The following is a 25,815-nucleotide window of genomic DNA, read 5'->3' on the forward strand; positions in this document are numbered from 1 at the left end:
GCGCCCGGTACCGGCCGGCTTCTTCCTGGGTACCCCACGTCGGGGGGAGACCGGACTGGGGGACATGGACTGGGAGACCGGATGGGGGGAGGGACCGGAGGAAGCATGTCGCAGTCAACGAATCACCACACCGCCGACGCGCTCGACATCCACTTCGTCGGCAACGCGACGGTGCTGCTGACGTACGGCCCGCTGACCCTGCTCACCGACCCGAACTTCCTGCACCGGGGGCAGTACGCCTACCTCGGCTACGGCCTGCTGAGCCGCCGCCTGACGGAACCGGCTCTCGACGTGCACGAACTGCCCCGCCTCGACGCGGTCGTGCTGTCGCATCTGCACGGCGACCACTGGGACCGCCGGGCCCGCCGGCACCTGGACCACACCGTGCCGATCCTGACCACACCGCACGCAGCGCGCCGCCTCAGGGCCGTGCACGGATTCCACCGCACGGCCGGGCTGCGCACCTGGAAGGCGCTCACCCTCCAGCGCGACGGCGTCCAGGTCACGGTCACCGCCCTGCCCGGCCGGCACGCCGGCCACGCGCTGCTGCGCAGGCTGCTGCCGCCGGTGATGGGAAGCATGCTGGAGTTCGGCCCCGCCGGGGGACCCGCCCGCATGCGGCTCTACATCTCGGGCGACACGCTCGTGTACGACGGCCTGCAGGAGATCGCCGACCGCTTCCCGGCCGCCGACCTCGCCGTCCTGCACCTGGGCGGCACCCGCCTGCCCGGCGGCTTCGTGGTCACGATGGACGGCGCCCAGGGCGCCGAACTCGCCCGTCGCCTCGACCCCCGGCTCGTGCTCCCCGTGCACTACGGGGACTACACGGTGATGCGCTCGCCGCTGTCCGCGTTCGTCGCCGAGGCCGACGCCATCGGCCTCGGCGACCGTATCGTCCACTGTGGTCACGGGGAGCACGCCCGCGTGCCGTGCGGTCCGCGGGCGGTTCCGGAGATCTACTGAGGCGGTCCGGGAGGTCCCGGATATCTACTGAGGCGGGTCCGGGGGTGGGTCCGGGTATCTGCGGACGCGGTCCGGGGGCCGGACATCCACGGACGCGGATCCGGTGGGTCAGGCCACTCGCCTGCCCCCCTGCTGCTCGGACTCGTCCTCCTCCTCGTCCGGCAGATGGACGTCGCCGACGGCGATGTTGACCTCCACGACCTCCAGGCCGGTCATCCGCTCCACCGCGTTGACGACGTTGGTCCGTATGTCCGCGGCGGTGTCGGCGATGGCGGCGCCGTATTCGACGACCACGTCGAGATCGACGGCGGCCTGGCGCTCGCCCACCTCCACCTTCACCCCCTGGGTGACGCCGCTGCCCCCGCCCGGCACCCGCTGACGTACGGCCCCGAAGGCCCTGGTCATGCCTCCGCCGAGGTTGTGCACCTCGGGGATCTCCCGGGCCGCCATGCCCGCGATCTTCGCGACGACCGTGTCCGCGATGGCGGTGCTCCCGCGGGTGCCGGGAGCCCCCCTGCCGCCCTGCGTCGTCGCCCCGTCCTGCCTGCCCGCTGTGGTACTGCGCTGAGTGGTCTCCGTCATGACCGTCACCTCGATGATCGGTGAGGGGATGAGCAGCGTCGTTCTCCTCCACCGTAGAACAATGGTGCGTATGGGGCGAAAGTGGGAAACCGGACTCATCCGAACCTCACCCTCCCCGGGTGAAGCCCGCCCCGTCTTGCCGTGGGCACGCTGAGAGCGGCATGCGTCACCGGCCGGGGCCACCCGTGCCGGCCGCACCCGGGATGGAGGACGGACATGACCGCACAGACGTACCTGGCCTACGACTTTCCGCTGCTGAGCGCCTTCTGGACGGTGTTCTGGGTCTTCCTGTGGATCATGTGGTTCGTCCTGCTCTTCCGGATCGTCGTCGACATCTTCCGCGACGACTCCACGAGCGGCTGGGCCAAGGCAGGCTGGCTGGTGTTCGTCTGCGTCCTGCCGTTCCTCGGGGTGTTCATCTACGTCATCGCCCGCGGCAAGAACATGGGCCGCCGCGAAGTCGCCCAGGCACGCGCCCAGCAGGAGGCGTTCGAGAGCTACGTGCGGGAGACCGCGAAGGGCGGCGAGACCCGGTCCGGCAGTGTCGACGAGCTCGCCAGGCTGTCCGAGATCCGCGCCCGCGGCGACATCACGGACGAGGAGTTCCGCAGGGCGAAGCAACTGGTCCTGGCGGGTGGCCACGTCTCACCCGGCGACTCGGGCCACCGGTAGTGGCATGACCGCCACGCACTTGGGAGGCTCCGGCCCGTCCCTGCGGGAATGGGCCACCGGCGTGACCGTGTTCGCGGCCATCATGCTCATACTGGCTGGCGTCATCGACATCGTGCGAGGCATCGCGGAGATCGCCGACGACGACATCTTCGTCACGACCCGGAACTACGTCTTCGCGTTCGACCTGACCGCCTGGGGCTGGATCCATCTGGCCCTGGGCGTGCTCGCCTTCGTCGTCAGCTTCGGCCTGTTCGTGGCGGCGACCTGGGCCCGCGTGGCCGGTGTGTGCATCGCCGCCCTGGTCATCATCGCCAACTTCCTCTCCCTGCCGTATTACCCGGTCGGGTCGATCGTGATGATCGCGGTGTCGGGGTTCATCGTCTGGGCGTTGTGCGTGATGAGGAAGGACGACGCTGGGGTCTCGGTCGAGAGTTCGGCGGGGGTGTGAAGCAGCGGATCCGAGCAAAGCTCTGGCTTACACAGCACGCCCGACGGACCAGCTAGCGCTCCGCCATTCCGCTTCGAATTCATCCCGGCCGATGACGAAGGCTGAGAATTCTGGCTGGCTGGACACATCTTCGATGGATCCGACCGGGATCTCACTCAAACCGATCTCACCGGATTCATGGAGTGCGTCGGCCTTCAATCTGCGTCCGTCCCTGTACCTCTGCACTTTCCGCACCTCATAACCGTCTTCGCCGATCTCGCTGTAAAACCTGATCGGCTCGGACTGGAAGTCGTGCAGCCAGTCCACCTTCCAGTACTCCATGTGATCAGCCCTCGGCTCCTCGCGCTCCGCCGACCGCCGCGGCGTCGCCGCTCGCGAATCGGCCGTACGACCATCGGCACTCGGCGCCGTCGATGTTATTCAACGCCGGGGCCCTGTCGGGTCTCTGTGCCTGCGTCAGCTGGTCGCATAGCCGATCTCGGCAATGTCCTCTGCGAGATCCGCGAAGCCGATTTCCGGGTTCAACGCGCGGACGACTGCTTCGGTCAACGGGCTGGAGGAGAAGACGTGACGCACCGCGTCCAGGTCAACCGGGACCTCGTAGTAGTCCTCGGCCCATCGCTGAAACGCTTCCGGAGAGCGATCCACCAACAGTTGGAAAAGGTATTCGGCACCGTCCGGGTCCTCCGTTGCCGATTCGGGAAAATCGATCGTTCCCGCTTTCCAGCCGTCGTCGCCCGCCTCTTGCCACACACAGACGGTGACGAGAGGCATCCTGTCCTCGTCGGAGAACGCCGGCTCCTCGACGTACGGCCGGAAGACCTCAGGAACCTCGTCCAGCACTCCGGGCCATGGCCCGTCCTCTGCGTAGGGGCTCATGGGCGACTCGTGATCGAATCCCCGCATGTAGACGCCGGCAGGTGAGAAAACGATCGAGTATTCGTCGCCTGATCCGCTGCGCATCGAGGCCGTTGACTCCGTCTCGGACCAGTGGTCGTCGAAGGAGTGGCGGCGGCTCTCCCTCTCAGGGCTCAGGACTGCCTCGAGGAGGGCTATGGAGCGGCAGTGCTCACGAAGGACTGTTGTCCCAGGCAGGTGTCGAGCAACGTCATGAACGGTCACCCACTCATCCAAGCGCATGCATCTGACAGTTCACGTTCCTGCCGACGGGCCCCTTCGCCCGAACGCTGCGGACATGGCGACTCACCTCGGATGAACCCTTCAAGATCCCGCCCAGGCCTCGTCCACAGCCCCCGACGGCCGCTCCGGGCCGCACACGCCCGCACATACGCGAAGACCCCGTCCCAGCGAAAGCGCTGATGGCGGGGTCTTTGGGCACCTCATGCAAGGTGCCCCCGGCAGGATTCGAACCTGCGCACACGGCTCCGGAGGCCGTTGCTCTATCCCCTGAGCTACGGGGGCGTGTTCGTCGCGTTGCTCGCGGCGACGGGTAGAACACTACCAGCTCCCTCGGGGTGGTCATGAACGGGTTTCCGCTGTCGGGGCGGGGGGTGCGGGTCGCTCGTGCGGGGTGGAAGTGGGGAAAACCCGGACGCGATGGCCGGGGCCGACCTACTCTCGAGTTGTGCCAGGCGCGTCGGGTCGGGTGCTTGTTGTGGACGACAACAAGGTCATCCGGCAGTTGATCAGGGTCAACCTCGAGCTTGAGGGGCTGGAGGTCGTGACCGCGGCCGATGGTGCCGAGTGTCTCGATGTCGTGCATCAGGTGCGGCCCGACGTCGTCACCCTCGACGTCGTCATGCCCCGGCTGGACGGGCTGCGGACCGCCGCTCGCCTCCGGGCCGACCCGCGGACCCGGGACACGCCCCTCGCCATCGTCAGCGCCTGCGGCCACCACGAGATCGAGGCCGGACTCGAAGTGGGCGTCGACGCCTTCCTCGCCAAGCCCTTCGAGCCCGCCGAACTGGTCCTCATGGTCCGCCAGTTGATGGAGCGAGCCCGGGGCGGGGGCCGACAGCACGGCGGTGGCCCCGACGCCGACGGCGGTGGTGCCCCAGCGAAGCAATCGGTGAGGGAACAGGGGAAGGAAGTGGATCTTCCCGCCGTACCGTAGGCGGGCGGCACCGTCGCCGTTTCTGCAGTCCTGAACGCAGCGCAGCGTCCACCGACGCAGGTCCTGAACGCAGCGCAGCGGCCAGCGGTGCAAGCCCCAAGCGCCGCGCAGCGGTCGCCGGCGCAGGCCTCGCCGGGCAGTGTCCACTCCGGAACACACGCCAGTGCCACTCCCGCACACACCAGCGTCCCCTCCGCACACACACCAGCGTCCCCTCCGCACACACACCAGCGTCCCCTCCCGCACACACGCCACCGTCCACATCCCGGACCTAAGCAAAACCGGCTCGCATACCCACCCCCTCCCTCCCATACGCTTGTGCCGTGACCCCCGCCGAGCTCTCCCGCACCGTGCTGCATGCCGTGCGCCGTGCCGTCGACGAGGGTGAGCTCAGCGTGACCGTGCCGGAGCGGGCCGTGGTCGCTCCGCCGGGGCCCGGGGGCCGTGGGGACTACGCCACCAACATCGCCCTCCAGCTGGCCCGCGCGGCAGGGCGGCCGCCGCGTGACGTGGCCGAGGTGCTGCGGGCGCGGCTCCTCGACGAGCAGCGGTTCGCCGACGTCGTGGTCACCGGGCCAGGCTTCCTCAACGTCAGTCTGCACAGCACCGCCTCCGCCGACCTGGTCGACGAGATCCTGCGGCGCGGGCGGCGCTACGGGCACACGACGAACGGGTTCAGCGGGATCGCCCTCAAGATCTACTGCCGGGCGGAGGTGCGTGCCGTCGTGGTCACGGACGTCGTCGCCCGGCTGGCGCGCAGCCAGGGGGACATCGTCCGTGTCTCGTGCACCGGGCGGCCCGCCCCGGAGTGGAAGTCGGTCCTCGGGGCGGACATCACCACCGGGGGGCCACGTGTCATCCCCGATCGGTCCGTCACCGTCCAACCCGTTCCCGCCCCCCTCGACCCCCTGCCCCTCGGCCGGGACGCCGCCCGCTGGGCCCTGCTGCACCCCGCCGCCCACGACCGGCCCAAGATCCCCGGTGATCACCTCGTCCAGCGTGAGAGCAACTCCCTCTTCCGCGTCCGGTACGCCCACGCCCGCACCCGGGCCCTCCTGCGCAACGCCGCCGACCTCGGTTTCCACCCCGAGCCGGGTCCCGTGAGCGCAGCGGAAGCGCTGACCGCCCTACTCGGCGACCACCCCCGCGTCCTCGCCGCCACCGCCACGCAGTACACCCCCGACCGCCTGGCCCGGCACCTCATCGCCGTCGCCGATGCCGCGATGCCCCTGCTCCCCGCCGTGCTGCCCCTCGGTGAGGAGAAACCCTCGGCCGCCCACCGTGCCCGGCTCGCGCTCGCCGAAGCCGCCGGGACGGTGCTGGCCGGCGGCCTGTCCCTGCTCGGCATCGACGCACCCGACCATCTCTGAGAGACACGAACAGATCATGAGCCGTTCCGCACACCCCGCCGGGCCCCGTCACGCAGATGTCCTCCCCGAGGGGCATTACTCCGCCCCGCCCGCCGACCTCAACGCGCTGGACCCCAAGGTGTGGGCCCAGACCGTGACGCGTGATCAAGACGGGGTCGTGGCCGTCGGCGGTATCCCCGTCACCCGGCTCGCCGAGGAGTTCGGCACCCCCGCCTACGTCCTGGACGAGGCCGACTTCCGGGCCCGCGCGCGTGCCTGGCGCACCGCGTTCGGGGCCGAAGCCGACGTCTTCTACGCCGGCAAGGCGTTCCTCTCCCGTGCCGTGGTGCGCTGGCTTCACGAGGAGGGGCTGAACGTCGACGTCTGCTCCGGCGGCGAGCTGGCCACCGCCCTGTCCGCCGGGATGCCCGCAGAGCGCATCGCCTTCCACGGCAACAACAAGTCGGTCGACGAGATCACCCGTGCGATCGAGGCCGGCGTCGGGCACATCGTCCTCGACTCCTTCCAGGAGATCGTCCGCGTCGCCCACATCGCGCAGAGCCTCGGGAAGCGGCAGAAGGTCCTCATCCGCATCACCGTCGGCGTCGAGGCTCACACCCACGAGTTCATCGCCACGGCTCACGAGGACCAGAAGTTCGGCATCCCGCTGGCCGGCGGGCAGGCCGCCGAGGCCGTACGCCGGGCCCTGCAGCTCGACGGTCTTGAGCTGGTCGGCATCCACAGCCACATCGGGTCGCAGATCTTCGACATGTCCGGGTTCGAGGTGGCCGCCCACCGGGTGGTCGGGCTGCTGAAGTCCGTCCGCGACGAGCACGGTGTCGAGCTGCCGGAGATCGACCTCGGTGGCGGCCTCGGTATCGCGTACACCAGCGACGACGACCCCCGCGAGCCGCACGAGATCGCCAAGGCGCTCACCGAGATCGTCACCCGGGAGTGCGAGGCCGCGAAGCTGCGCACGCCGCGGATCTCCGTCGAGCCGGGGCGCGCCATCGTCGGCCCGACCGCCTTCACGCTCTACGAGGTCGGCACCATCAAGCCCCTCGACGGGCTGCGGACCTACGTCTCCGTCGACGGCGGCATGTCGGACAACATCCGCACGGCGCTGTACGACGCCGAGTACAGCGTCGCGCTGGTCTCCCGCACCTCCGACGCCGCGCCGATGCTCGCCCGCGTCGTCGGCAAGCACTGCGAGAGCGGGGACATCGTGGTCAAGGACGCGTTCCTGCCGTCCGACGTGGCACCGGGTGACCTCCTCGCCGTGCCGGCCACCGGCGCGTACTGCCGTTCCATGGCCAGCAACTACAACCACGTGCTGCGCCCGCCGGTCGTCGCCGTCGACGCCGGTGAGGCCCGGGTGATCGTCCGCCGCGAGACGGAGGAGGACCTGCTGCGTCTGGACGTGGGCTGAGGAGAGAGACCGAAAAACCGGCGGCGGAAGATCTCCTGTCTTCCGCCCCCGCGAAAATGAAATAGACATCTCACGATCCGGACCGGGGGCAGAAACTCCCGTCCGGTGAGTGAGACTGGTTCCACCGTAGACGGTAAAGAGGAAACGAGGTCGGATGATGCGTACGCGTCCGCTGAAGGTGGCGCTGCTGGGCTGTGGAGTGGTCGGCTCAGAGGTGGCGCGCATCATGACGACGCACGCCGACGACCTCACGGCCCGTATCGGGGCCCCGGTGGAACTCGCGGGCGTGGCCGTACGCCGGCCCGACCGGGTGCGCGAGGGCATCGCCCCCGAGCTCGTCACCACCGACGCCACCGCCCTGGTCAAACGCGGCGACATCGACGTCGTGGTCGAGGTCATCGGCGGCATCGAGCCCGCCCGGACCCTCATCACCACCGCCTTCGAGCACGGCGCCTCCGTCGTCTCCGCCAACAAGGCGCTGCTCGCCCAGGACGGGGCCGCCCTGCACGCCGCCGCCGAGCAGCACGGCCGGGACCTCTACTACGAGGCCGCCGTCGCCGGTGCCATCCCGCTGATCCGGCCGCTGCGCGAGTCCCTCGCCGGCGACAAGATCAACCGGGTGATGGGCATCGTCAACGGGACCACCAACTTCATCCTCGACAAGATGGACTCCTCCGGCGCCGGGTATCAGGAGGCCCTCGACGAGGCCACCGCCCTGGGGTACGCGGAGGCCGACCCGACCGCCGACGTCGAGGGCTTCGACGCCGCCGCCAAGGCCGCGATCCTCGCCGGCATCGCCTTCCACACCCGCGTACGTCTCGACGACGTCTACCGCGAGGGCATGACCGAGGTGACGGCGGCCGACTTCGCCTCCGCGAAGCAGATGGGCTGCACCATCAAGCTCCTCGCCATCTGCGAGCGGGCCGGCGACGGGGCGTCCGTCACCGCACGCGTGCACCCGGCCATGATCCCGCTGAGCCACCCGCTGGCCTCCGTCCGCGGCGCCTACAACGCGGTGTTCGTCGAGTCCGACGCCGCCGGGCAGCTCATGTTCTACGGTCCCGGAGCGGGCGGTTCCCCCACCGCCTCCGCCGTGCTCGGCGACCTCGTCGCCGTCTGCCGCAACCGGATCGGCGGCGCGACCGGACCGGGCGAGTCCGCCTATGCCGCGCTGCCGGTGTCCCCGATGGGCGACGTCGTCACGCGGTACCACATCAGCCTCGACGTTGCTGACAAACCGGGTGTTCTCGCCCAGGTCGCGACCGTCTTCGCCGAGCACGGAGTCTCGATCGATACGGTTCGCCAGTCGGGGAAGGACGGCGAGGCCTCCCTCGTCGTCGTCACGCACCGTGCGTCCGACGCCGCCCTCAGCGGGACCGTCGAGGCGTTGCGCAAGCTCGACACCGTGCGTGGTGTCGCCAGCATCATGCGGGTTGAAGGAGAGTAACCAGCAATGACCCACCAGTGGCGCGGAATCATCGAGGAGTACCGGGACAGGCTGCCGGTATCCGACAGCACGCCGGTCGTGACGCTCCGTGAGGGCGGTACGCCCCTCGTGCCCGCGCAGGTGCTCTCCGAGCGCACGGGCTGCGAGGTCCACCTCAAGGTCGAGGGCGCGAACCCGACCGGGTCCTTCAAGGACCGCGGCATGACCATGGCCATCACCCGGGCCAAGGAGGAGGGCGCGAAGGCCGTCATCTGCGCCTCCACCGGCAACACGTCGGCCTCCGCCGCCGCCTACGCCGTGCGGGCCGGGATGGTGTGCGCGGTGCTCGTGCCGACGGGCAAGATCGCGCTCGGCAAGATGGGCCAGGCCCTCGTGCACGGCGCGAAGATCCTCCAAGTCGACGGCAACTTCGACGACTGCCTCACGCTCGCGCGCGGGCTGAGCGACAACTACCCCGTGGCGCTGGTCAATTCGGTCAACCCGGTCCGTATCGAGGGTCAGAAGACCGCCGCCTTCGAGATCGTGGACATGCTCGGCGACGCGCCCGACATCCACGTCCTGCCGGTCGGCAACGCGGGCAACATCACGGCCTATTGGAAGGGCTACACGGAGTACGCCGCGGACAAGGTGGCGACCCGGACCCCGCGGATGTGGGGTTTCCAGGCCTCCGGCAGCGCCCCGATCGTGCGCGGCGAGGTCGTCAAGGACCCCTCGACCATCGCCACGGCCATCCGCATCGGCAACCCGGCCTCCTGGCAGTACGCGCTTGCCGCGCGGGACGAGTCGGGCGGCTTCATCGACGAGGTGACGGACCGTGAGATCCTGCGCGCCTACCGGCTGTTGGCGTCGCAGGAGGGCGTCTTCGTCGAGCCGGCGTCCGCCGCGTCCGTCGCCGGTCTGCTGAAGGCCGCCGAGCAGGGCAAGGTCGACCCGGGGCAGCGGATCGTGTGCACCGTCACCGGCAACGGGCTGAAGGACCCCGACTGGGCCGTCGCCGGGGCCCCGCAGCCGGTCACCGTACCCGTCGACTCGGCGGCCGCGGCGGAGCGCCTCGGTCTGGCCTGACCTGCGGCGTCGCGCCGAGCGCCGGTGCACCGCCCGACACGGTCCGGCGCAAGACGGCGCTTACCCGGGGGAGTTCCCTACGGGGGGTGCATAGGGGGCTTACGACACGCATCGTGCGCCTCCTGTGCGCCCTATGTCGCCACAGAACCTTCCTTCGATAGGCTGTACTGAACCCGCCCGCCGCATATGCCTCCGCATAGGCACGGTGCCGCGCCGTCTCCGCGGCCGGGCAGCGGCCGGCCATCCCGGCCGGCAGCGGCCTCCGGGGTTCTCGTACGCCATCGAATGTCCACTGAACGTCATTCGACAATCACCGCAGCTCAAGGAGAGTCATCGAGCGATGGCCGGTCCAGCGTTCCGCGCCGCCGCCGTCCGGGTGCGCGTCCCCGCCACCAGCGCAAACCTCGGCCCGGGCTTCGACGCCCTCGGCCTCGCGCTGGGCTTGTACGACGACGTGGTCGTCCGGGTGGCCGACTCCGGGCTGCACATCGACATCGCGGGTGAGGGAAGCGAGACGCTCCCGCGCGACGAGAAGCACCTGCTCGTCCGTTCCCTGCGCACCGCCTTCGACCTGCTCGGCGGACAGCCGCGCGGTCTGGAGATCGTCTGCGCCAACCGCATTCCGCACGGCCGGGGTCTCGGCTCCTCCTCGGCCGCCATCTGCGCGGGCATCGTCGCCGCCCGCGCCGTGACCATAGGGGCGGACGCCAAGCTCGACGACACCGCGCTGCTGGAGCTCGCCACCGAGATCGAGGGCCACCCCGACAACGTCGCGGCGTGCCTGCTGGGCGGCTTCACCCTGTCCTGGATGGAGGGCGGGGCGGCGCGCGCGATCAGGATGGATCCCGCCGATTCCATCGTTCCGGTGGTTTTCGTCCCCGGAAAGCCGGTACTCACGGAGACGGCGCGCGGCCTGCTCCCGCGCACCGTTCCGCATGTCGACGCCGCCGCCAACGCGGGCCGGGCGGCCCTGCTCGTCGAGGCCCTGACGCGCCGCCCCGAACTGCTGCTGCCGGCCACCGAGGACCGCCTGCACCAGGAGTACCGCGCCCCCGCCATGCCCGAGAGCGCGGCACTGGTGGAGCGGCTGCGGGGGGACGGCATCCCCGCGGTCATCTCCGGCGCCGGACCCACGGTCATGGCGCTGGCCGACGCGGAGACCGCCGACAAGGTCGAGGCCCTGGCGGGCGCTGAGTGGGCCGCGAACCGGCTGCGTCTCGATCAGCGGGGCGCGAGCGTGCTGCCGCTCGCGACCTCCGGTGACATCTGAAAAGCGCTCGGTTACCGGATTTCGGGAGGGGGAATGTTTGTTGGATCCGGTAGTGTTAATCTCAAGTCTGCACCCGACCCCACCATGGCGAGGTGCCTTGTGTCCCCGTCCGGGACAGACATTCTTCCGGGAGCCCCCCAAGCCGCACTGTGTTCCGTACGTCGGACCGTACGCCGTACGAGGACACTGAGCGGGGCACAGGGCACGCTCCGGAACCGGTGCGACCACGCCGCGTGACACTGACACTGGGTGCCACGGCTCAAGGAAGCGCCATCACCAGATTCCTCCGCCGCTTAGGCGGACCACCGCCCCGGCACGGTTCACACCACACGAACCGAAGCCGGACAGCACAAACGGTCGCCGAGCCAGACAGGCCGACGTCCGCTCCAGGGAAGGACCCTTCGTGAGCGACACCACCGATCTGATGGGCGCACGTGTCGAGGAGACCGCTGCCGCGCCCGCCACGGACGCCTCCGCGCCTGCCAGCGGTGCCGGCTCCCGGCGGCGCCGCGGTACCGGCCTCGAGGGCATGGTGCTGGCCGAGCTGCAGCAGGTCGCCTCCGGCCTCGGTATCAGGGGCACCGCGCGGATGCGCAAGAGCCAGCTGATCGAGGTCATCAAGGAGGCGCAGGCGTCCGGCGGCGCCGCTCCGGCCGCCAAGGCCGACGCCCCCGCCGAGACCAAGCCCAAGCGCCGCGCCACCTCGCGGACCCGTACGGGCGACAATGCCGAGAAGGCGGACAAGAAGGCGGACGCGAAGGAGGCCTCCGAGGCCCCCGCGGACAAGGCCGACAAGGCCGTGGCCCAGCAGCAGATCGAGATCCCCGGCCAGCCGGCCGGCGGTCCCTCCCGCGCGGGCGAGCGTGGCGGAGACGAGGCGCCCGAGCGCCGTCGCCGCCGGGCCACCGCAGAGGCCGGAGCCCCGGCCTCCGCCACGGAGGCCGTCGTCGCCGAGGCGAAGAGCGACACCAAGGCCGAGACGCCGGCCCAGTCGCAGCAGCAGTCCCAGAACAACGACGCCAAGTCCGACGCCGGTGACGGCGGCGAGGGCCGTCGTCGCGACCGCCGTGACCGCGGAGAGCGTGGTGACCGCGGCGACCGTGGTGACCGCGGTGGCCGGGACCGCGACCGCCGCGGCGGCAAGGGCGACGACCAGCAGGGCGGCGGCCAGCGCGGCCAGCAGCAGAGCCAGCAGGGCGGCGGCCGTCAGGACCGGGGACAGCAGCAGGATGACGATGACTTCGACGGTGGCCGTCGTGGCCGTCGTGGACGCTACCGCGACCGCCGTGGCCGTCGCGGCCGCGACGACATCGCCTCCGAGCCGCAGATCAACGAGGACGACGTCCTGATCCCGGTCGCGGGCATCCTGGACATCCTCGACAACTACGCGTTCATCCGCACGTCCGGCTACCTGCCCGGCCCGAACGACGTGTACGTCTCCCTCGCCCAGGTCCGCAAGAACGGCCTGCGCAAGGGCGATCACGTCACCGGTGCCGTGCGTCAGCCGAAGGACGGGGAGCGGCGCGAGAAGTTCAACGCGCTGGTGCGCCTGGACTCCGTCAACGGCATGGCGCCCGAATCCGGGCGTGGGCGGCCGGAGTTCAACAAGCTGACGCCGCTGTACCCGCAGGACCGCCTCCGTCTGGAGACGGACCCGGGCGTCCTCACCACCCGCATCATCGACCTGGTCTCGCCCATCGGTAAGGGCCAGCGCGGTCTGATCGTGGCCCCGCCGAAGACCGGCAAGACCATGATCATGCAGGCGATCGCCAACGCGATCACGCACAACAACCCCGAGTGCCACCTGATGGTCGTCCTCGTCGACGAGCGTCCGGAAGAGGTCACCGACATGCAGCGGTCGGTGAAGGGCGAGGTCATCTCCTCGACCTTCGACCGCCCGGCCGAGGACCACACCACCGTCGCCGAGCTCGCCATCGAGCGCGCCAAGCGCCTGGTGGAGCTGGGTCACGACGTGGTCGTGCTGCTCGACTCGATCACCCGTCTGGGCCGTGCGTACAACCTCGCCGCCCCGGCCTCCGGCCGCATCCTGTCCGGTGGTGTCGACTCGACCGCCCTGTACCCGCCGAAGCGCTTCTTCGGTGCGGCCCGCAACATCGAGGACGGCGGCTCGCTGACGATCCTCGCCACCGCCCTGGTGGACACCGGGTCCCGCATGGACGAGGTGATCTTCGAGGAGTTCAAGGGCACCGGCAACGCGGAGCTCAAGCTCGACCGGAAGCTCGCCGACAAGCGCATCTTCCCGGCGGTGGACGTCGACGCGTCCGGTACCCGCAAGGAAGAGATCCTGCTCGCGCCCGACGAGCTCGCCATCGTCTGGAAGCTGCGCCGGGTGCTGCACGCCCTCGACCAGCAGCAGGCGGTCGAGCTGCTGCTCGACAAGATGAAGCAGACGAAGTCGAACGCCGAATTCCTGATGCAGATCCAGAAGACCACCCCGACGCCCGGCAACGGCGACTGAGGTAGTCAGCTGAGGTAAGGACTGCACAAGAGGGCCGCTCCCCGGACGGGGGCGGCCCTCTGTGCTGTTCGTGTGCGGGTAGGATCACGCTCTCTTCGAACTTGTGATCCCGAGGGGGGACATTCGTGGGTACACCCATGCCCGGGGGCGGTCGGCACAGACGCCGGATACGCATAGCACTGCCCGTCGCCGCGGCCGGTGTCGCCGCCGCCGTGGCCGGCGCGCTGCTGACGACCTCCGCCGACGCGGCCACCCCGCTGCCGCAGCCGACGATCAAGCCCGCCGTCAGCTCGCCGTCGCCGGCAGAGCTGGAGAAGCGCGTCGCGGGCGCCATGGCCGGTGACGACGTCGCGGGCAAGACGGGCAAGGCCTCGCTCAGCGCGAGCACCGGCACCGGCACCGGCAGCATCGACCCGAAGATCATCGGTGGCAACGAGACCACCATCAGCACGGCCCCGTGGATGGCGCAGCTGCACTACTACGACGACCGGGGCACCTCCAGCACCGCCGACGACATCGGCTTCTTCTGCGGTGGCGCCGTCGTCGCCCCGACGAAGATCCTCACCGCCGCGCACTGCGTCAAGGGCTACAACTGGAATGCCAACGGCGCCGTCATCACCGGCACCTCCCAGCTGCCCTCGGCCGACGGCACCGACCTGCACGGCGGCACCGTCACCGGCGTCTGGCGGCAGTGGAACCACCCGTCGTACAACGCGAACACCATCGACAACGACATCGCGGTGCTGACCCTGCCCGTCCCGGTCAAGGCCACCCCGATCCGGATGACGACGTCCGGCGACACCACGTCGTACAAGGCCGGCACCAGCGCCAAGGTCTACGGCTGGGGCCGCACCAGCTCCACCAGCGACGACATCTCCGAGACGCTGAAGACGGCCACGCTGCCCATGCAGTCCGACACGACGTGCTCCGGCGCGTACGGCGCGGACTTCATCAAGGGACACATGGTCTGCGCGGGCAACCCCGCCACCGGCAGCGACACCGGCACCGTCTCCGCCTGCAACGGCGACTCCGGCGGCCCCCTGGTCGTCAACAACCGGATCGTCGGCGTCGTGTCCTGGGGCGTGACCGACTGCGTCGCGAAGGGCGCCTACAGCGTCTTCAGCAAGGTCAGCACGTACGTCGGCGCCGCCTACCCGCGCCTGGACGACACCAACATCAACGGTGACCACAAGGCCGACCTGTGGGTGCGCAACGCCTCCACCAAGACCGGCTACTCCAAGAACTCCAACGGCACCTCCTTCGCCGCCCGTGAGTCGTGGGGCAACTGGGACGGCGTGAACGTCGTCCTGCAGACCGACCTCGACCGGGACGGCTACCAGGACCTGGTCTACCGGGTCAGCTCCACCGGCGACGTCTTCTGGACGCACTACGTCATCTCCAGCGGCACCTGGAGCACCAAGCAGATCGCCGACAACTGGAAGACGCGCACGCGGATCATCACCCCCGGTGACGTCACCGGCGACTACCTGCCCGACCTGCTCTCGGTCGACTCGGCGGGCGTGATGTGGATCTACCCGGGCAAGGGCAACGGCACCTTCGCGGCCCGCGTGAAGGTCGGCTCCGGCTGGAACCAGTACAACTCCGTGCGCGGCAAGGGCGACTTCAACGGGGACGGCAAGACCGACCTCATCGCCCGCAGCAAGTCGGGCAGCTACCTCTACCTCTACAAGGGCACCGGCAAGGCCGGCTCGGGCGCGTTCTCGGCCCGGGTCAAGGTGCGCACGTGGGACGGCTACAACGCCTTCGACGCGCCCGGCGACGTCACGGGCGACGGCAAGGCCGACTTCCTGGCCCGCACCCCCGGCGGCACGCTCTACCTGTACGCGGGTACCGGCAAGGGGACCAGCGAGATCTTTGCCACACGGAAGTCCGTCGGCACCGATTTCAAGCAGTACGACATCTTCGGCTGAAATTGCAGGTAAGCGGGGTACGTCCCGCTGTGCCGAACACGCGCTGTGCCCACCGTCCTACGCGGTGGGCACAGTCCGTTGTGCAACCCTTTCCCGAGTTTCTCCGTCTGACCAGGTGGAGCGACGATAGTGCGAGGAAGGTTCTTTTTCGGCCACGCCTGGCACTGACCGCAGGGGGTAAGCGACCGTAGAAGAGCTGAGGAGTACATGTCTGCCGAGAGCACGCCGGAGCCGGGCATACCGGGAAGCAACGGCATCAGCGGAGCGCGTCATCGCGGCAAGGGCCGGCGACGCAAGCCCCAGAGACGCCGCAAGGGCCTGATGATCACGGCCTGGACCACCGCGGGCATCGTGGTGCTGGGTGGCGCCGGGGCCGGATATCTGTACTTCAAGCTCAACGGCAACCTCAAGAGCGTCGACATCGACCAGGCTCTCGGCACCAACCGGCCCAAGAAGGTCGACAACGGTTCCGAGAACATCCTCGTCCTCGGCTCCGACACCCGCGCCGGAGGCAACAAGAAGCTCGGCGGCGGCACCGACGACGGCAGCGCCCGGTCCGACACGGCGATGATCGTGCACATCTACAAGGGCCACAAGAAGGCCAGCGTCGTCTCCATCCCGCGCGACACCCTGATCGACCGCCCGTCGTGCACGGACACCAAGGGCGGCAAGCACCCCGCCGCCCACAGCGTGATGTTCAACTCCGCGTACTCCACCGGCGGGGCCGCCTGCGCCGTGAAGACCGTCGAGTCGATCACCGACCTGCGCATGGACCACTACCTGGAGGTCGACTTCGCCGGCTTCCAGAAGCTCATCGACGACCTCGGCGGCGTCGAGATCACCACGACGAAGAGCATCGACGACCCCGACAGCCATCTGAAGCTGAAGGCGGGCACCCACACGCTCGACGGCAAGCAGGCCCTCGGCCTGGTCCGCACCAGGCACGGCGTCGGCGACGGCTCCGACCTGGGCCGCATCCAGCTCCAGCAGGCCTTCATCAAGGCCCTGGTCAACCAGATCAAGGACGTCGGCGTCCTCTCCGACCCCAAGAAGCTGCTCGACCTCGCGGAGACCGCGACCAAGACGGTGACGACCGACTCCGACCTGGGCTCGGTCAACAAGCTCGCCTCCTTCGCGAGCGGCCTCCAGGGCATCAGCCCGTCCCACATGCACATGGTCACGATGCCGGTGGCCTACGACCCGGCCGACCCCAACCGCGTCCTCCTCCAGGAGAAGAAGGCGGACCAGATCTGGAAGGCCCTGGAGCAGGACAAGCCGATCCCGAAGTCGGCGACGTCCGGATCGGCGACGGGCGAAGCCAAGGGTGTCGTGAGCACGCCCTGACGGTTCGCTGGAATAGATCCCCGCAACCCCCGGTTTGGGGAGTAGGCCCCAGTCCTGGCAGACTGGTACGTCGGCCCCGGTTCACGCTCCCGCACCCCGCGGCGGCGACCCGGCGCCCTCCCGAAACTAGGAGACACCTTGAAGCGCGACATCCACCCCGAGTACGTCGAGACGCAGGTCAGCTGCACCTGTGGCGCGTCGTTCACCACCCGCAGCACCATCGAGTCCGGCACCATCCGCGCCGATGTCTGCTCCGAGTGCCACCCGTTCTACACGGGCAAGCAGAAGATCCTCGACACCGGTGGCCGTGTGGCCCGCTTCGAGGCCCGCTTCGGCAAGGCCGCCGGCTCCAAGAAGTAGCGAGCCTCAATTCGCCGGTCCACGGACGCGCCCCCTTCACCGGGCGCTCCGGGACCGGCGTTTTTGGTCGCCCGCCCTTCACCCCCGTCCGTACACAGGAGCCCCAAGATGTTCGAGGCCGTCGAGGAACTCGTCGCCGAGCACGCCGACCTGGAGAAGAAGCTCGCCGATCCCTCGGTCCACTCCGACCAGGCCAACGCGCGCAAGCTGAACAAGCGGTACGCCGAGCTGACTCCGATCGTCGCCACGTACCGGTCCTGGACGCAGACGGGCGGCGACATCGAGACCGCGCGCGAACTGGGCGCCGACGATCCCGACTTCGCGGCCGAGGTCAAGGTCCTGGAGCGGCAGCGCGAGGAGCTCACGGAGAAGCTGCGCCTCCTGCTCGTCCCGCGCGACCCCAGCGACGACAAGGACGTCATCCTCGAGATCAAGGCGGGCGCGGGCGGCGACGAGTCGGCGCTGTTCGCCGGCGACCTGCTGCGCATGTACCTGCGCTACGCCGAGCGCGTCGGCTGGAAGACCGAGATCATCGACGCCACCGAGTCCGAGCTGGGCGGCTACAAGGACGTCCAGGTCGTCGTGAAGACCAAGGGCGGCCAGGGCGCGACCGAGCCCGGCCAGGGCGTCTGGGCGCGACTGAAGTACGAGGGCGGTGTGCACCGCGTGCAGCGCGTGCCCGCGACGGAGTCCCAGGGCCGGATCCACACCTCCGCGGCCGGTGTGCTCGTCACGCCCGAGGCCGAGGAGGTCGACGTCGAGATCAACCCCAACGACCTCCGGATCGACGTCTACCGGTCCTCCGGGCCCGGAGGACAGTCCGTCAACACCACCGACTCCGCCGTGCGCATCACGCACATCCCGACCGGAGTCGTCGCCTCCTGCCAGAACGAGAAGAGCCAGCTGCAGAACAAGGAGCAGGCACTGCGTATCCTGCGCTCCAGGCTGCTCGCAGCGGCGCAGGAGGAGGCGGAGAGGGAGGCTGCCGACGCCCGCCGCAGCCAGGTCCGCACGGTCGACCGCTCCGAGAAGATCCGCACGTACAACTTCCCGGAGAACCGCCTCTCGGACCACCGCGTCGGCTTCAAGGCGTACAACCTGGACCAGGTCCTGGACGGCGACCTCGACGCGGTGATCCAGGCCTGTGTCGACGCGGATTCCGCGGCGAAGCTGGCGGCCGCGTAAGGCAGGCACGAGCACGTACGAGTGATCGCGTACGAGTACTACGGAGGACTTGCGTGAACCTGCTGCTCGCGGAGGTGGCCCAGGCCACCCAGCGGCTCGCCGACGCCGGCGTGCCCTCGCCGCGTACCGACGCGGAGGAACTCGCCGCGTTCGTGCACGGCGTCAAGCGCGGCGAGCTGCACTCCGTCAGGGACTCCGACTTCGACGCCCGCTACTGGGAGGTCATCGCCCGCCGAGAGGCCCGCGAACCGCTCCAGCACATCACCGGGCGCGCCTACTTCCGCTACCTGGAACTCCAGGTCGGCCCCGGGGTGTTCGTGCCGCGGCCCGAGACGGAGTCCGTGGTCGGCTGGGCCATAGACGCCGTACGGGCCATGGACGTCGTCGAGCCGTGCATCGTCGACCTGTGCACCGGCTCCGGCGCCATCGCGCTCGCCCTCGCCCAGGAGGTGCCGCGCTCGCGCGTGCACGCCGTGGAGCTGTCCGAGGACGCCCTCAAGTGGACCCGCAAGAACGTCGAGGGGTCGAGGGTCGACCTGCGGCAGGGCAACGCGCTGACGGCCTTCCCGGACCTGGACGGCCAGGTCGACCTGGTCATCACCAACCCGCCGTACATTCCGCTCACCGAGTGGGAGTACGTCGCCCCCGAGGCGCGGGACTACGACCCCGACATGGCCCTCTTCTCCGGCGAGGACGGCCTCGACCTGATCCGCGGCCTGGAGCGCACCGCGCACCGGCTGCTGCGCCCGGGCGGCGTGGTCGTGGTCGAGCACGCCGACACCCAGGGCGGCCAGGTGCCGTGGATCTTCACCGAGGAGCGGGGCTGGGCCGACGCGGCCGACCACCCGGACCTCAACAACCGCCCGCGCTTCGCCACGGCCCGCAAGGCGCTGCCGTGAGCACACCGGGCACCCCGCGGTCTGCGCGGGTTTCGTGGACTTCGTGGACTTCATCCCAGCAGCACGTGTACGAGGAGGCCAGCTAAAGATGGCACGGCGATACGACACCAACGACGCGACCGACCGTGTGACCGGTCTGCGCGAGGCAGCGTCCGCCGTCCGCCGTGGCGAGCTCGTGGTGCTGCCGACGGACACGGTGTACGGCATCGGCGCCGACGCGTTCTCCTCGGAGGCGGTCGCCGACCTGCTCGACGCGAAGGGCCGGGGCCGCAACATGCCCACGCCCGTCCTCATCGGCTCCCCGAACACGCTGCACGGCCTCGTCACGGACTTCTCCGAGCTGGCCTGGGAGCTGGTCGACGCCTTCTGGCCGGGCGCGCTGACGCTCGTCGCCCGGCACCAGCCGTCCCTGCAGTGGGACCTCGGGGACACCCGTGGCACGGTCGCCGTGCGCATGCCCCTGCACCCCGTCGCCATCGAACTGCTGACCGAGGTCGGCCCCATGGCCGTCTCCTCCGCCAACCTGACCGGCCACCCGGCGCCGGAGGACTGCGACGCGGCCCAGGGGATGCTCGGCGACTCCGTCTCCGTCTACCTCGACGGCGGCCCGACCCCCGGCATCGTCCCCTCGTCGATCGTCGACGTGACCCGTGAGGTGCCGTTGCTGCTGCGCGCGGGTGCCATCTCGGCGGACGAGCTGCGAAAGGTCGTACCCGACCTCGAGGTGGCGAATTGACGGCCCCTGGATCGGGGCGTGGCATAGGCAACGGGGAAAGCGCGGCGGAGATCACGACGACGTTCGTGGGGCTTCCGCGTGACAGCTTCCGGATCCTCCACGTCAGCACCGGCAACGTGTGCCGCTCGCCCATCACCGAGCGGCTGACCCGCCATGCGGTGCGGGAGCGGCTCGGCATCCTGGGCGGCGGGCTGATCGTGGAGAGCGCGGGCACCTGGGGCCACGAGGGCGCGCCGATGGAGTCCCACGCGGAGACCGTCCTGGCCGACTTCGGCGCGGACGCCTCCGGCTTCACCGGGCGCGAGCTCCTCGACGAGCACGTGATCCGCGCCGACCTGGTGCTGACCGCCACCCGGGACCACCGGGCGCAGGTCATCTCCATGGGCCACTCCGCGGGCCTGCGGACCTTCACGCTCAAGGAGTTCACCCGCCTGGTCAAGGCCATCGACCCGGCGACCCTGCCGCCGCTGGAGGAGGGCGTGGTCACCCGCGCGCGTGCGCTGGTCCGCGCCGCGGCCGCTCTACGCGGGTGGCTGCTGGCCCCGACGGCCGAGGCGGACGAGGTCTACGACCCGTACGGCGCCCCCCTGACGTTCTTCCGGTCCATCGGGGACGAGATACACCAGGCGCTCGACCCGGTGGTCACGGCCCTCACGGGCGTACCCGCAAGGACGTAACAGCCGAGCGCTCCGCAGGGCCCGGGCCTACATTGGTCGTACGTGCCACCGTCGACGCCCGGAGCCCACCATGACGGTCACCCCTGCCATCGAGGCCGACGTCCTGCGCCACCAGGACCCCGAGCTCGCCGACATCCTGCTCGGGGAGCGGGAGCGGCAGTCGACCACGCTCCAGCTGATCGCGGCGGAGAACTTCAGCTCCCCGGCCGTGCTGGCCGCCCTCGGGTCACCGCTCGCGAACAAGTACGCCGAGGGCTACCCGGGCGCACGGCACCACGGCGGATGCGAGGTCGTCGACGTGGCCGAACGCCTCGCCGTGGAGCGGGCCAGGGCGCTGTTCGGCGCCGACCACGCCAACGTCCAGGCGCACTCGGGTTCTTCGGCGGTGCTCGCCGCCTACGCCGCCCTGCTCCGCCCCGGTGACACGGTCCTCGCGCTCGGCCTGCCCTACGGCGGCCATCTCACGCACGGTTCGCCCGCCAACTTCTCGGGCCGCTGGTTCGACTTCGTCGGTTACGGCGTCGAGGCCGAGTCCGGGCTCATCGACCACGAGCAGGTGCGCACCCTGGCCCGCACCCGCCGGCCCAAGGCGATCGTGTGCGGCTCGATCGCCTATCCCCGCCATCTCGACTACGCGTTCTTCCGCGAGGTCGCCGACGAGGTGGGCGCGTATCTCATCGCGGACGCCGCGCACCCCCTCGGGCTGGTCGCCGGGGGAGCGGCCCCGAACCCGGTGCCGTACGCGGACATCGTCTGCGGGACCACCCACAAGGTGCTGCGGGGCCCGCGCGGCGGTGTGATCCTGTGCCGGGCGGAGCTGGCCGAGCGGGTCGACCGGGCCGTGTTCCCTTTCACACAGGGCGGTGCGCAGATGCACACCATCGCCGCCAAGGCGGTCGCGTTCGGGGAGGCGGCAACACCGGCGTTCGCGGCGTACGCCCATCAGGTGGTGGCGAATGCACGAGTCCTGGCGGCCCGGCTGGCCGCGGCGGGCCTGGTCGTCACCACCGGCGGCACGGACACCCACCTGATCACCGCCGACCCGGCGCCGCTCGGCGTCGACGGACGCACCGCCCGGGGCCGTCTCGCCGCGGCGGGCCTGGTCATGGACTGCTGCGCGCTGCCGCACGGTGACGCCCGCGGGCTCCGGCTCGGTACGGCCGCGATCACCACGCAGGGCATGGGCGAGGCGGAGATGGCCCGGATCGCCGGACTGTTCGCCGGGGTGCTCCGGGGCGTGACGGATCCCTCGAGAGCCCGTGAAGAAGTGCGGGAGCTGGCCGGTGGATTTCCGCCGTATCCGGCGTGAGTCGGGGTAAGCGCATCAGCGTGCACAGCCACTCGTGCAACCATCATCGCTACCCGGAAGTCCCCACCCATATGCGCGCATCGCTAGGGTGTGGGGCTGAGATGGCCAGCGAGACCTGTGGGGAAGCCCGTGCGTGAATACCTCCTGACGCTCTGCATCACGGCCGCGGTGACGTATCTGCTGACAGGGCCGGTACGGAAGTTCGCGATCGTGGCCGGAGCGATGCCGGAGATCCGGGCACGTGACGTGCACCGGGAGCCCACTCCGCGCCTCGGCGGTATCGCGATGTTCTTCGGCCTGTGCGCGGGCCTGCTGGTGGCCGACCACCTGACCAACCTCAACCAGGTCTTCGAGACGTCGAACGAACCCCGGGCGCTGCTGTCCGGGGCCGCCCTGATCTGGCTGATCGGTGTACTGGACGACAAGTTCGAGATCGACGCCCTGATCAAGCTGGGCGGCCAGATGATCGCCGCGGGCGTGATGGTCGTGCAGGGTCTGACGATCCTGTGGCTGCCGATCCCGGGTGTCGGCTCGGTCGCCCTCACCCAGTGGCAGGGCACCCTGCTCACGGTCGCGCTGGTCGTCATCACCATCAACGCGGTCAACTTCGTCGACGGCCTGGACGGCCTCGCGGCCGGCATGGTCTGCATCGCGGCCACGGCGTTCTTCCTGTACGCCTACCGGATCTGGTACTCGTACGGCATCGAGGCCGCCGCCCCGGCCACCCTCTTCTCGGCGATCCTGATGGGCATGTGCCTGGGCTTCCTGCCGCACAACATGCACCCGGCGCGGATCTTCATGGGGGACTCCGGCTCGATGCTGATCGGCCTGGTCCTGGCCGCCGGCGCGATCTCCGTCACCGGGCAGGTCGACCCGGACGCACTCAACCTGTACGTGGGCTCCGAGAAGGAGGCCGTGCACCAGACGGTCCCCGTTTACATCCCGCTGCTGCTGCCGCTGACGATCATCGCTGTGCCGGCCGCCGACCTGATCCTGGCGATCGTGCGCCGCACCTGGCGCGGCCAGTCCCCGTTCGCCGCCGACCGCGGCCACCTGCACCACCGGCTGCTGGAGATCGGCCACTCGCACAGCCGCGCCGTGCTGATCATGTACTTCTGGTCGGCGCTGATCGCCTTCGGGGCCCTCGCCTACTCGGTCAACTCGGCGTCCATGTGGATCGTGCTCGGGGTGGTGTTCCTGAGCGCGATCGGTCTGATCCTGCTTCTGCTGCCGCGCTTCACGCCCCGCGCCCCGCGCTGGATGGAGCGGTTCGTGCCGCCGCGCTACCGGCGTCGCGGCTCGGTCGCGGCCCTCTCACCCGAGGCCTCGACGCCGGCGTCCGCGGCGGACGCGCACAGCCCGGTCGGGACCGAGAACCGCACGCCCGTGGTCTCCGGGGTTGCCGGTGTCAACGGGGCGACGGCCCTCGGCCCTCGCTCGCGTCTGGCCGACCGGCGCAAGGCGGGGACAAGGTAAGAATCTGACGAGAGCATTGCCAAGTCGTGGGGTGGCGATGGGGGTGCGAAGCGCCCCAATACCAGACATTGCGGCACCGTTCTCGCTCAGACGCGCAGGTTCACTCTCATGTGTGACCGTCCGCACACCTTCAGGTAAAGACTGCATCAAATAGTTTGTGATACGGTTCACGAGAACCCCCCGGATAGAGCCGAAGGACCGTAGTGCGACGGTCCATTGGTGTGAGGTCTCCACTCAGCCCGGGACTACGCTCGTCCATGACGACACCCCTGCCCCCTGCGAAAGCGGAGTTGCCGCCATGCCGTCCAATGACGCCCGGAACCTCTTGCAGTGCGCTGTGCCCACAGCCGCTGCCGGTGTGGTCGTGGTCGCCGTCAGTGGCGCGGTGGCCGGAGGCAAGGGAGCGATCGGAGCGGCCGTCGGCACCGTACTGGCCATCCTCTTCATGGGAATCGGTCTGTACGTTCTCCAGTGGACGGCAAAAACGCTCCCGCAGTTGTTCCAGGCCATGGGGCTCATGCTCTATGTCGCCCAGCTCCTGCTTCTCCTGATCTTCGTCGCCCTCTTCAAGGACACCTCTCTCTTCAATGCGAAGACGTTCGCCCTCGGGCTCGTCATCGCCACCGTCGTGTGGATGGCCGCGCAGGCTCGTGCGCATATGAAGGCCAAGATCTTCTACATCGACCCGGACTCCGAGAAGAGCGAGAAGCCCGAGAAGACCGGGTCGTCGTCGTGACGAGTAGGGGCGCGATAAAGGGCAGTAGGAACTCCTGCTATCGTCCGGTGCCAACTGCGGCATCGCGGGCGCGGGCATCTGAGCTGACGCCTGCTCGAACGCGAGGCTCGATGCCCCCCAGCCGCCCTCACATCCGTAACACCAGTCCCGTGCCGAACCGCGGCTCTGCGCCGCGCCGACACAACGAGGTTGCCGTACCTATGCGTCACGCCGAAGGAGCCCGCGGTGAGTGCTGACCAGACCCAGCTCGCCTTTGACTGGAGCTGTCGGATCATGTCCGACGGGTGTGGTTTTCCGGCACCGGGCCTGCACTCGTTCCTCTTCAAGCCGATTGCCACGGTTGGAGGGTTCGAGTTCAACAAGGTGATGCTGCTTGCCCTCATCACCACCGTCCTCGTCATCGGCTTCTTCTACGCGGCCTTCGGCAAGGCCAAGGTCGTGCCGGGCAAGCTGCAGATGGTCGGTGAAGCCGGTTACGACTTCGTCCGCCGCGGCATCGTCTACGAGACCCTCGGAAAGAAGGAGGGCGAGAAGTACGTCCCCCTGATGGTCTCGCTCTTCTTCTTCATCTGGATCATGAACATCTGGTCCGTGATCCCGCTCGCGCAGTTCCCGGTCTCGTCGATCATCGCCTTCCCGGCGGTCCTCGCCGCGATCGTCTACGTGACCTGGGTCTCGCTGACCTTCAAGCGGCACGGCTTCGTCGGGTTCTTCAAGAACATCACCGGCTACGACAAGTCGCTCGGCCCGGTGCTGCCGCTCGTCATGGTCATCGAGTTCTTCTCGAACCTGCTCGTCCGGCCGTTCACGCACGCGGTGCGACTGTTCGCGAACATGTTCGCCGGCCACCTGATGCTGGTCATGTTCACCGTCGCCTCCTGGTACCTGCTGAACAGCTGGATGGTCCCGGCGGCCGGTGTCTCCTTCGTCATGACCGTCGCGATGATCGGCTTCGAACTCTTCGTGCAGGCCGTCCAGGCGTACGTCTTCGTACTCCTCGCCTGCACGTACATCCAGGGCGCTCTGGCCGAGCACCACTGAGCCCCGCCCGCCCCCGCAAGTCCCAAGAACGTCCGGTGGCCAACCCCCGCCGGTCCGTGAAAGAGAAGGAAGATTCAGCATGGCTGCCACTGAGACCCTCGCCGCTGTCTCCGGTTCGCTCGGCTCCATCGGCTACGGCCTCTCCGCCATCGGCCCCGGCATCGGCGTCGGCATCATCTTCGGCAACGGCACCCAGGCCCTGGCCCGTCAGCCCGAGGCCGCCGGCCTGATCCGTGCCAACCAGATCCTGGGCTTCGCCTTCTGTGAGGCGCTCGCCCTCATCGGCATCGTTATGCCGTTCGTGTTCGGTCAGTAATCACCTGCTCACCGACACGTTTCGACG

25 protein-coding genes and 1 tRNA gene are annotated in these 25,815 nt (G+C 69.5%); 22 read left to right on the forward strand and 4 right to left on the reverse strand.

The features are described 5' to 3' along the window. The first annotated feature begins 105 nt into the window (after positions 1-105). Positions 106-963 (forward strand): MBL fold metallo-hydrolase, encoded by an 858-nt coding sequence (locus ABTX60_RS20470; protein WP_352098418.1) that lies wholly within the window; start codon positions 106-108, stop codon positions 961-963. A 108-nt stretch (positions 964-1,071) separates the two neighbouring features. Here the strand turns inward: ABTX60_RS20470 and ABTX60_RS20475 are convergent, their stop codons facing one another. After that, a complete protein-coding gene (locus tag ABTX60_RS20475; RefSeq protein ID WP_352098419.1) occupies positions 1,072-1,545 on the reverse strand; it encodes an Asp23/Gls24 family envelope stress response protein in 474 nt (157 codons plus the stop codon). Positions 1,546-1,761: 216 nt separating this feature from the next. On the opposite strand from ABTX60_RS20475, the gene ABTX60_RS20480 reads away from it, so the two are divergent. Both ABTX60_RS20480 and ABTX60_RS20485 read left to right on the forward strand, forming a co-directional pair. After that, positions 1,762-2,217 carry an SHOCT domain-containing protein gene (locus tag ABTX60_RS20480; protein ID WP_352098420.1) on the forward strand — a complete coding sequence of 152 codons (456 nt, stop codon included), beginning with the start codon at positions 1,762-1,764 and terminating at the stop codon, positions 2,215-2,217. A 4-nt stretch (positions 2,218-2,221) separates the two neighbouring features. Further along, positions 2,222-2,665, forward strand: coding sequence for a DUF7144 family membrane protein (locus tag ABTX60_RS20485; protein WP_352098421.1), 444 nt, complete (start codon positions 2,222-2,224; stop codon positions 2,663-2,665). A 27-nt stretch (positions 2,666-2,692) separates the two neighbouring features. Here the strand turns inward: ABTX60_RS20485 and ABTX60_RS20490 are convergent, their stop codons facing one another. The 3 genes from ABTX60_RS20490 to ABTX60_RS20500 all read right to left on the reverse strand — a co-directional run bounded on the left by ABTX60_RS20490 (position 2,693) and on the right by ABTX60_RS20500 (position 4,087). Beyond that, positions 2,693-2,986 carry a DUF6881 domain-containing protein gene (locus tag ABTX60_RS20490; RefSeq protein ID WP_352098422.1) on the reverse strand — a complete coding sequence of 98 codons (294 nt, stop codon included), beginning with the start codon at positions 2,984-2,986 and terminating at the stop codon, positions 2,693-2,695. Positions 2,987-3,121: 135 nt separating this feature from the next. Next, positions 3,122-3,787, reverse strand: a complete 666-nt coding sequence (locus ABTX60_RS20495; protein WP_352098423.1) for a hypothetical protein — start codon at positions 3,785-3,787, stop codon at positions 3,122-3,124. A gap of 228 nt (positions 3,788-4,015) precedes the next feature. Then, positions 4,016-4,087: transfer RNA gene (locus ABTX60_RS20500), tRNA-Arg, on the reverse strand. Positions 4,088-4,202: 115 nt separating this feature from the next. Here ABTX60_RS20500 and ABTX60_RS20505 point away from each other — a divergent pair. The 19 genes from ABTX60_RS20505 (at position 4,203) to ABTX60_RS20595 (ending at position 25,788) form a co-directional block, all read left to right on the forward strand. Beyond that, positions 4,203-4,739: a response regulator gene (locus ABTX60_RS20505; RefSeq protein WP_352098424.1), complete on the forward strand. Its 537-nt coding sequence runs from the start codon at positions 4,203-4,205 to the stop codon at positions 4,737-4,739. A gap of 323 nt (positions 4,740-5,062) precedes the next feature. After that, positions 5,063-6,109 carry an ArgS-related anticodon-binding protein NrtL gene (gene nrtL / locus ABTX60_RS20510; RefSeq protein ID WP_352098425.1) on the forward strand — a complete coding sequence of 349 codons (1,047 nt, stop codon included), beginning with the start codon at positions 5,063-5,065 and terminating at the stop codon, positions 6,107-6,109. Positions 6,110-6,125: 16 nt separating this feature from the next. Next, the gene (gene lysA / locus ABTX60_RS20515) at positions 6,126-7,517 is read left to right on the forward strand and encodes a diaminopimelate decarboxylase (RefSeq protein ID WP_352098426.1); all 1,392 of its coding nucleotides are present in this window, start codon (positions 6,126-6,128) and stop codon (positions 7,515-7,517) included. A gap of 154 nt (positions 7,518-7,671) precedes the next feature. After that, positions 7,672-8,964, forward strand: coding sequence for a homoserine dehydrogenase (locus tag ABTX60_RS20520; protein WP_352098427.1), 1,293 nt, complete (start codon positions 7,672-7,674; stop codon positions 8,962-8,964). A gap of 6 nt (positions 8,965-8,970) precedes the next feature. Beyond that, positions 8,971-10,029 carry a threonine synthase gene (gene thrC, locus ABTX60_RS20525; protein WP_053670600.1) on the forward strand — a complete coding sequence of 353 codons (1,059 nt, stop codon included), beginning with the start codon at positions 8,971-8,973 and terminating at the stop codon, positions 10,027-10,029. A 340-nt stretch (positions 10,030-10,369) separates the two neighbouring features. Further along, the gene (gene thrB / locus ABTX60_RS20530) at positions 10,370-11,299 is read left to right on the forward strand and encodes a homoserine kinase (RefSeq protein ID WP_352098428.1); all 930 of its coding nucleotides are present in this window, start codon (positions 10,370-10,372) and stop codon (positions 11,297-11,299) included. A 403-nt stretch (positions 11,300-11,702) separates the two neighbouring features. Next, positions 11,703-13,778: a transcription termination factor Rho gene (gene rho / locus ABTX60_RS20535; RefSeq protein WP_352098429.1), complete on the forward strand. Its 2,076-nt coding sequence runs from the start codon at positions 11,703-11,705 to the stop codon at positions 13,776-13,778. Positions 13,779-13,915: 137 nt separating this feature from the next. Next, complete coding sequence (locus ABTX60_RS20540; RefSeq protein ID WP_352098504.1) at positions 13,916-15,709, forward strand: trypsin-like serine protease; 1,794 nt, start codon at positions 13,916-13,918, stop codon at positions 15,707-15,709. Positions 15,710-15,916: 207 nt separating this feature from the next. Further along, entirely contained in the window at positions 15,917-17,053 is a 1,137-nt protein-coding gene (locus ABTX60_RS20545; protein WP_352098430.1) for an LCP family protein, read from the forward strand. 138 nt (positions 17,054-17,191) lie between these two features. Continuing rightward, positions 17,192-17,413, forward strand: a complete 222-nt coding sequence (rpmE, locus tag ABTX60_RS20550) for a 50S ribosomal protein L31 (protein WP_003992975.1) — start codon at positions 17,192-17,194, stop codon at positions 17,411-17,413. Positions 17,414-17,521: 108 nt separating this feature from the next. Next, complete coding sequence (prfA, locus tag ABTX60_RS20555; RefSeq protein ID WP_352098431.1) at positions 17,522-18,598, forward strand: peptide chain release factor 1; 1,077 nt, start codon at positions 17,522-17,524, stop codon at positions 18,596-18,598. Positions 18,599-18,651: 53 nt separating this feature from the next. Further along, the gene (gene prmC / locus ABTX60_RS20560) at positions 18,652-19,497 is read left to right on the forward strand and encodes a peptide chain release factor N(5)-glutamine methyltransferase (RefSeq protein WP_104784743.1); all 846 of its coding nucleotides are present in this window, start codon (positions 18,652-18,654) and stop codon (positions 19,495-19,497) included. Between the two features lie 88 nt (positions 19,498-19,585). Beyond that, a complete protein-coding gene (locus ABTX60_RS20565) occupies positions 19,586-20,233 on the forward strand; it encodes an L-threonylcarbamoyladenylate synthase (protein ID WP_266472160.1) in 648 nt (215 codons plus the stop codon). Continuing rightward, positions 20,230-20,910 (forward strand): arsenate reductase/protein-tyrosine-phosphatase family protein, encoded by a 681-nt coding sequence (locus ABTX60_RS20570; protein ID WP_352098432.1) that lies wholly within the window; start codon positions 20,230-20,232, stop codon positions 20,908-20,910. The genes ABTX60_RS20565 and ABTX60_RS20570 overlap by 4 nt, the downstream gene beginning before the upstream one ends. Before the next feature lie 70 nt (positions 20,911-20,980). Next, entirely contained in the window at positions 20,981-22,219 is a 1,239-nt protein-coding gene (gene glyA / locus ABTX60_RS20575) for a serine hydroxymethyltransferase (protein ID WP_352098433.1), read from the forward strand. Between the two features lie 129 nt (positions 22,220-22,348). After that, entirely contained in the window at positions 22,349-23,695 is a 1,347-nt protein-coding gene (locus tag ABTX60_RS20580) for an MraY family glycosyltransferase (protein ID WP_352098434.1), read from the forward strand. A 298-nt stretch (positions 23,696-23,993) separates the two neighbouring features. Then, positions 23,994-24,431, forward strand: coding sequence for a Cg1360 family ATP-synthase-associated protein (locus ABTX60_RS20585; RefSeq protein WP_352098435.1), 438 nt, complete (start codon positions 23,994-23,996; stop codon positions 24,429-24,431). A 225-nt stretch (positions 24,432-24,656) separates the two neighbouring features. Then, complete coding sequence (atpB, locus tag ABTX60_RS20590) at positions 24,657-25,472, forward strand: F0F1 ATP synthase subunit A (RefSeq protein WP_502992358.1); 816 nt, start codon at positions 24,657-24,659, stop codon at positions 25,470-25,472. A gap of 79 nt (positions 25,473-25,551) precedes the next feature. After that, positions 25,552-25,788: an ATP synthase subunit C-like protein gene (locus ABTX60_RS20595; protein WP_010040161.1), complete on the forward strand. Its 237-nt coding sequence runs from the start codon at positions 25,552-25,554 to the stop codon at positions 25,786-25,788. Positions 25,789-25,815 lie beyond the last annotated feature (27 nt).

Origin of the sequence: Streptomyces sp. NPDC126510 (assembly GCF_040302345.1) — a bacterium.
In the GTDB taxonomy this organism is placed as follows: domain Bacteria; phylum Actinomycetota; class Actinomycetes; order Streptomycetales; family Streptomycetaceae; genus Streptomyces.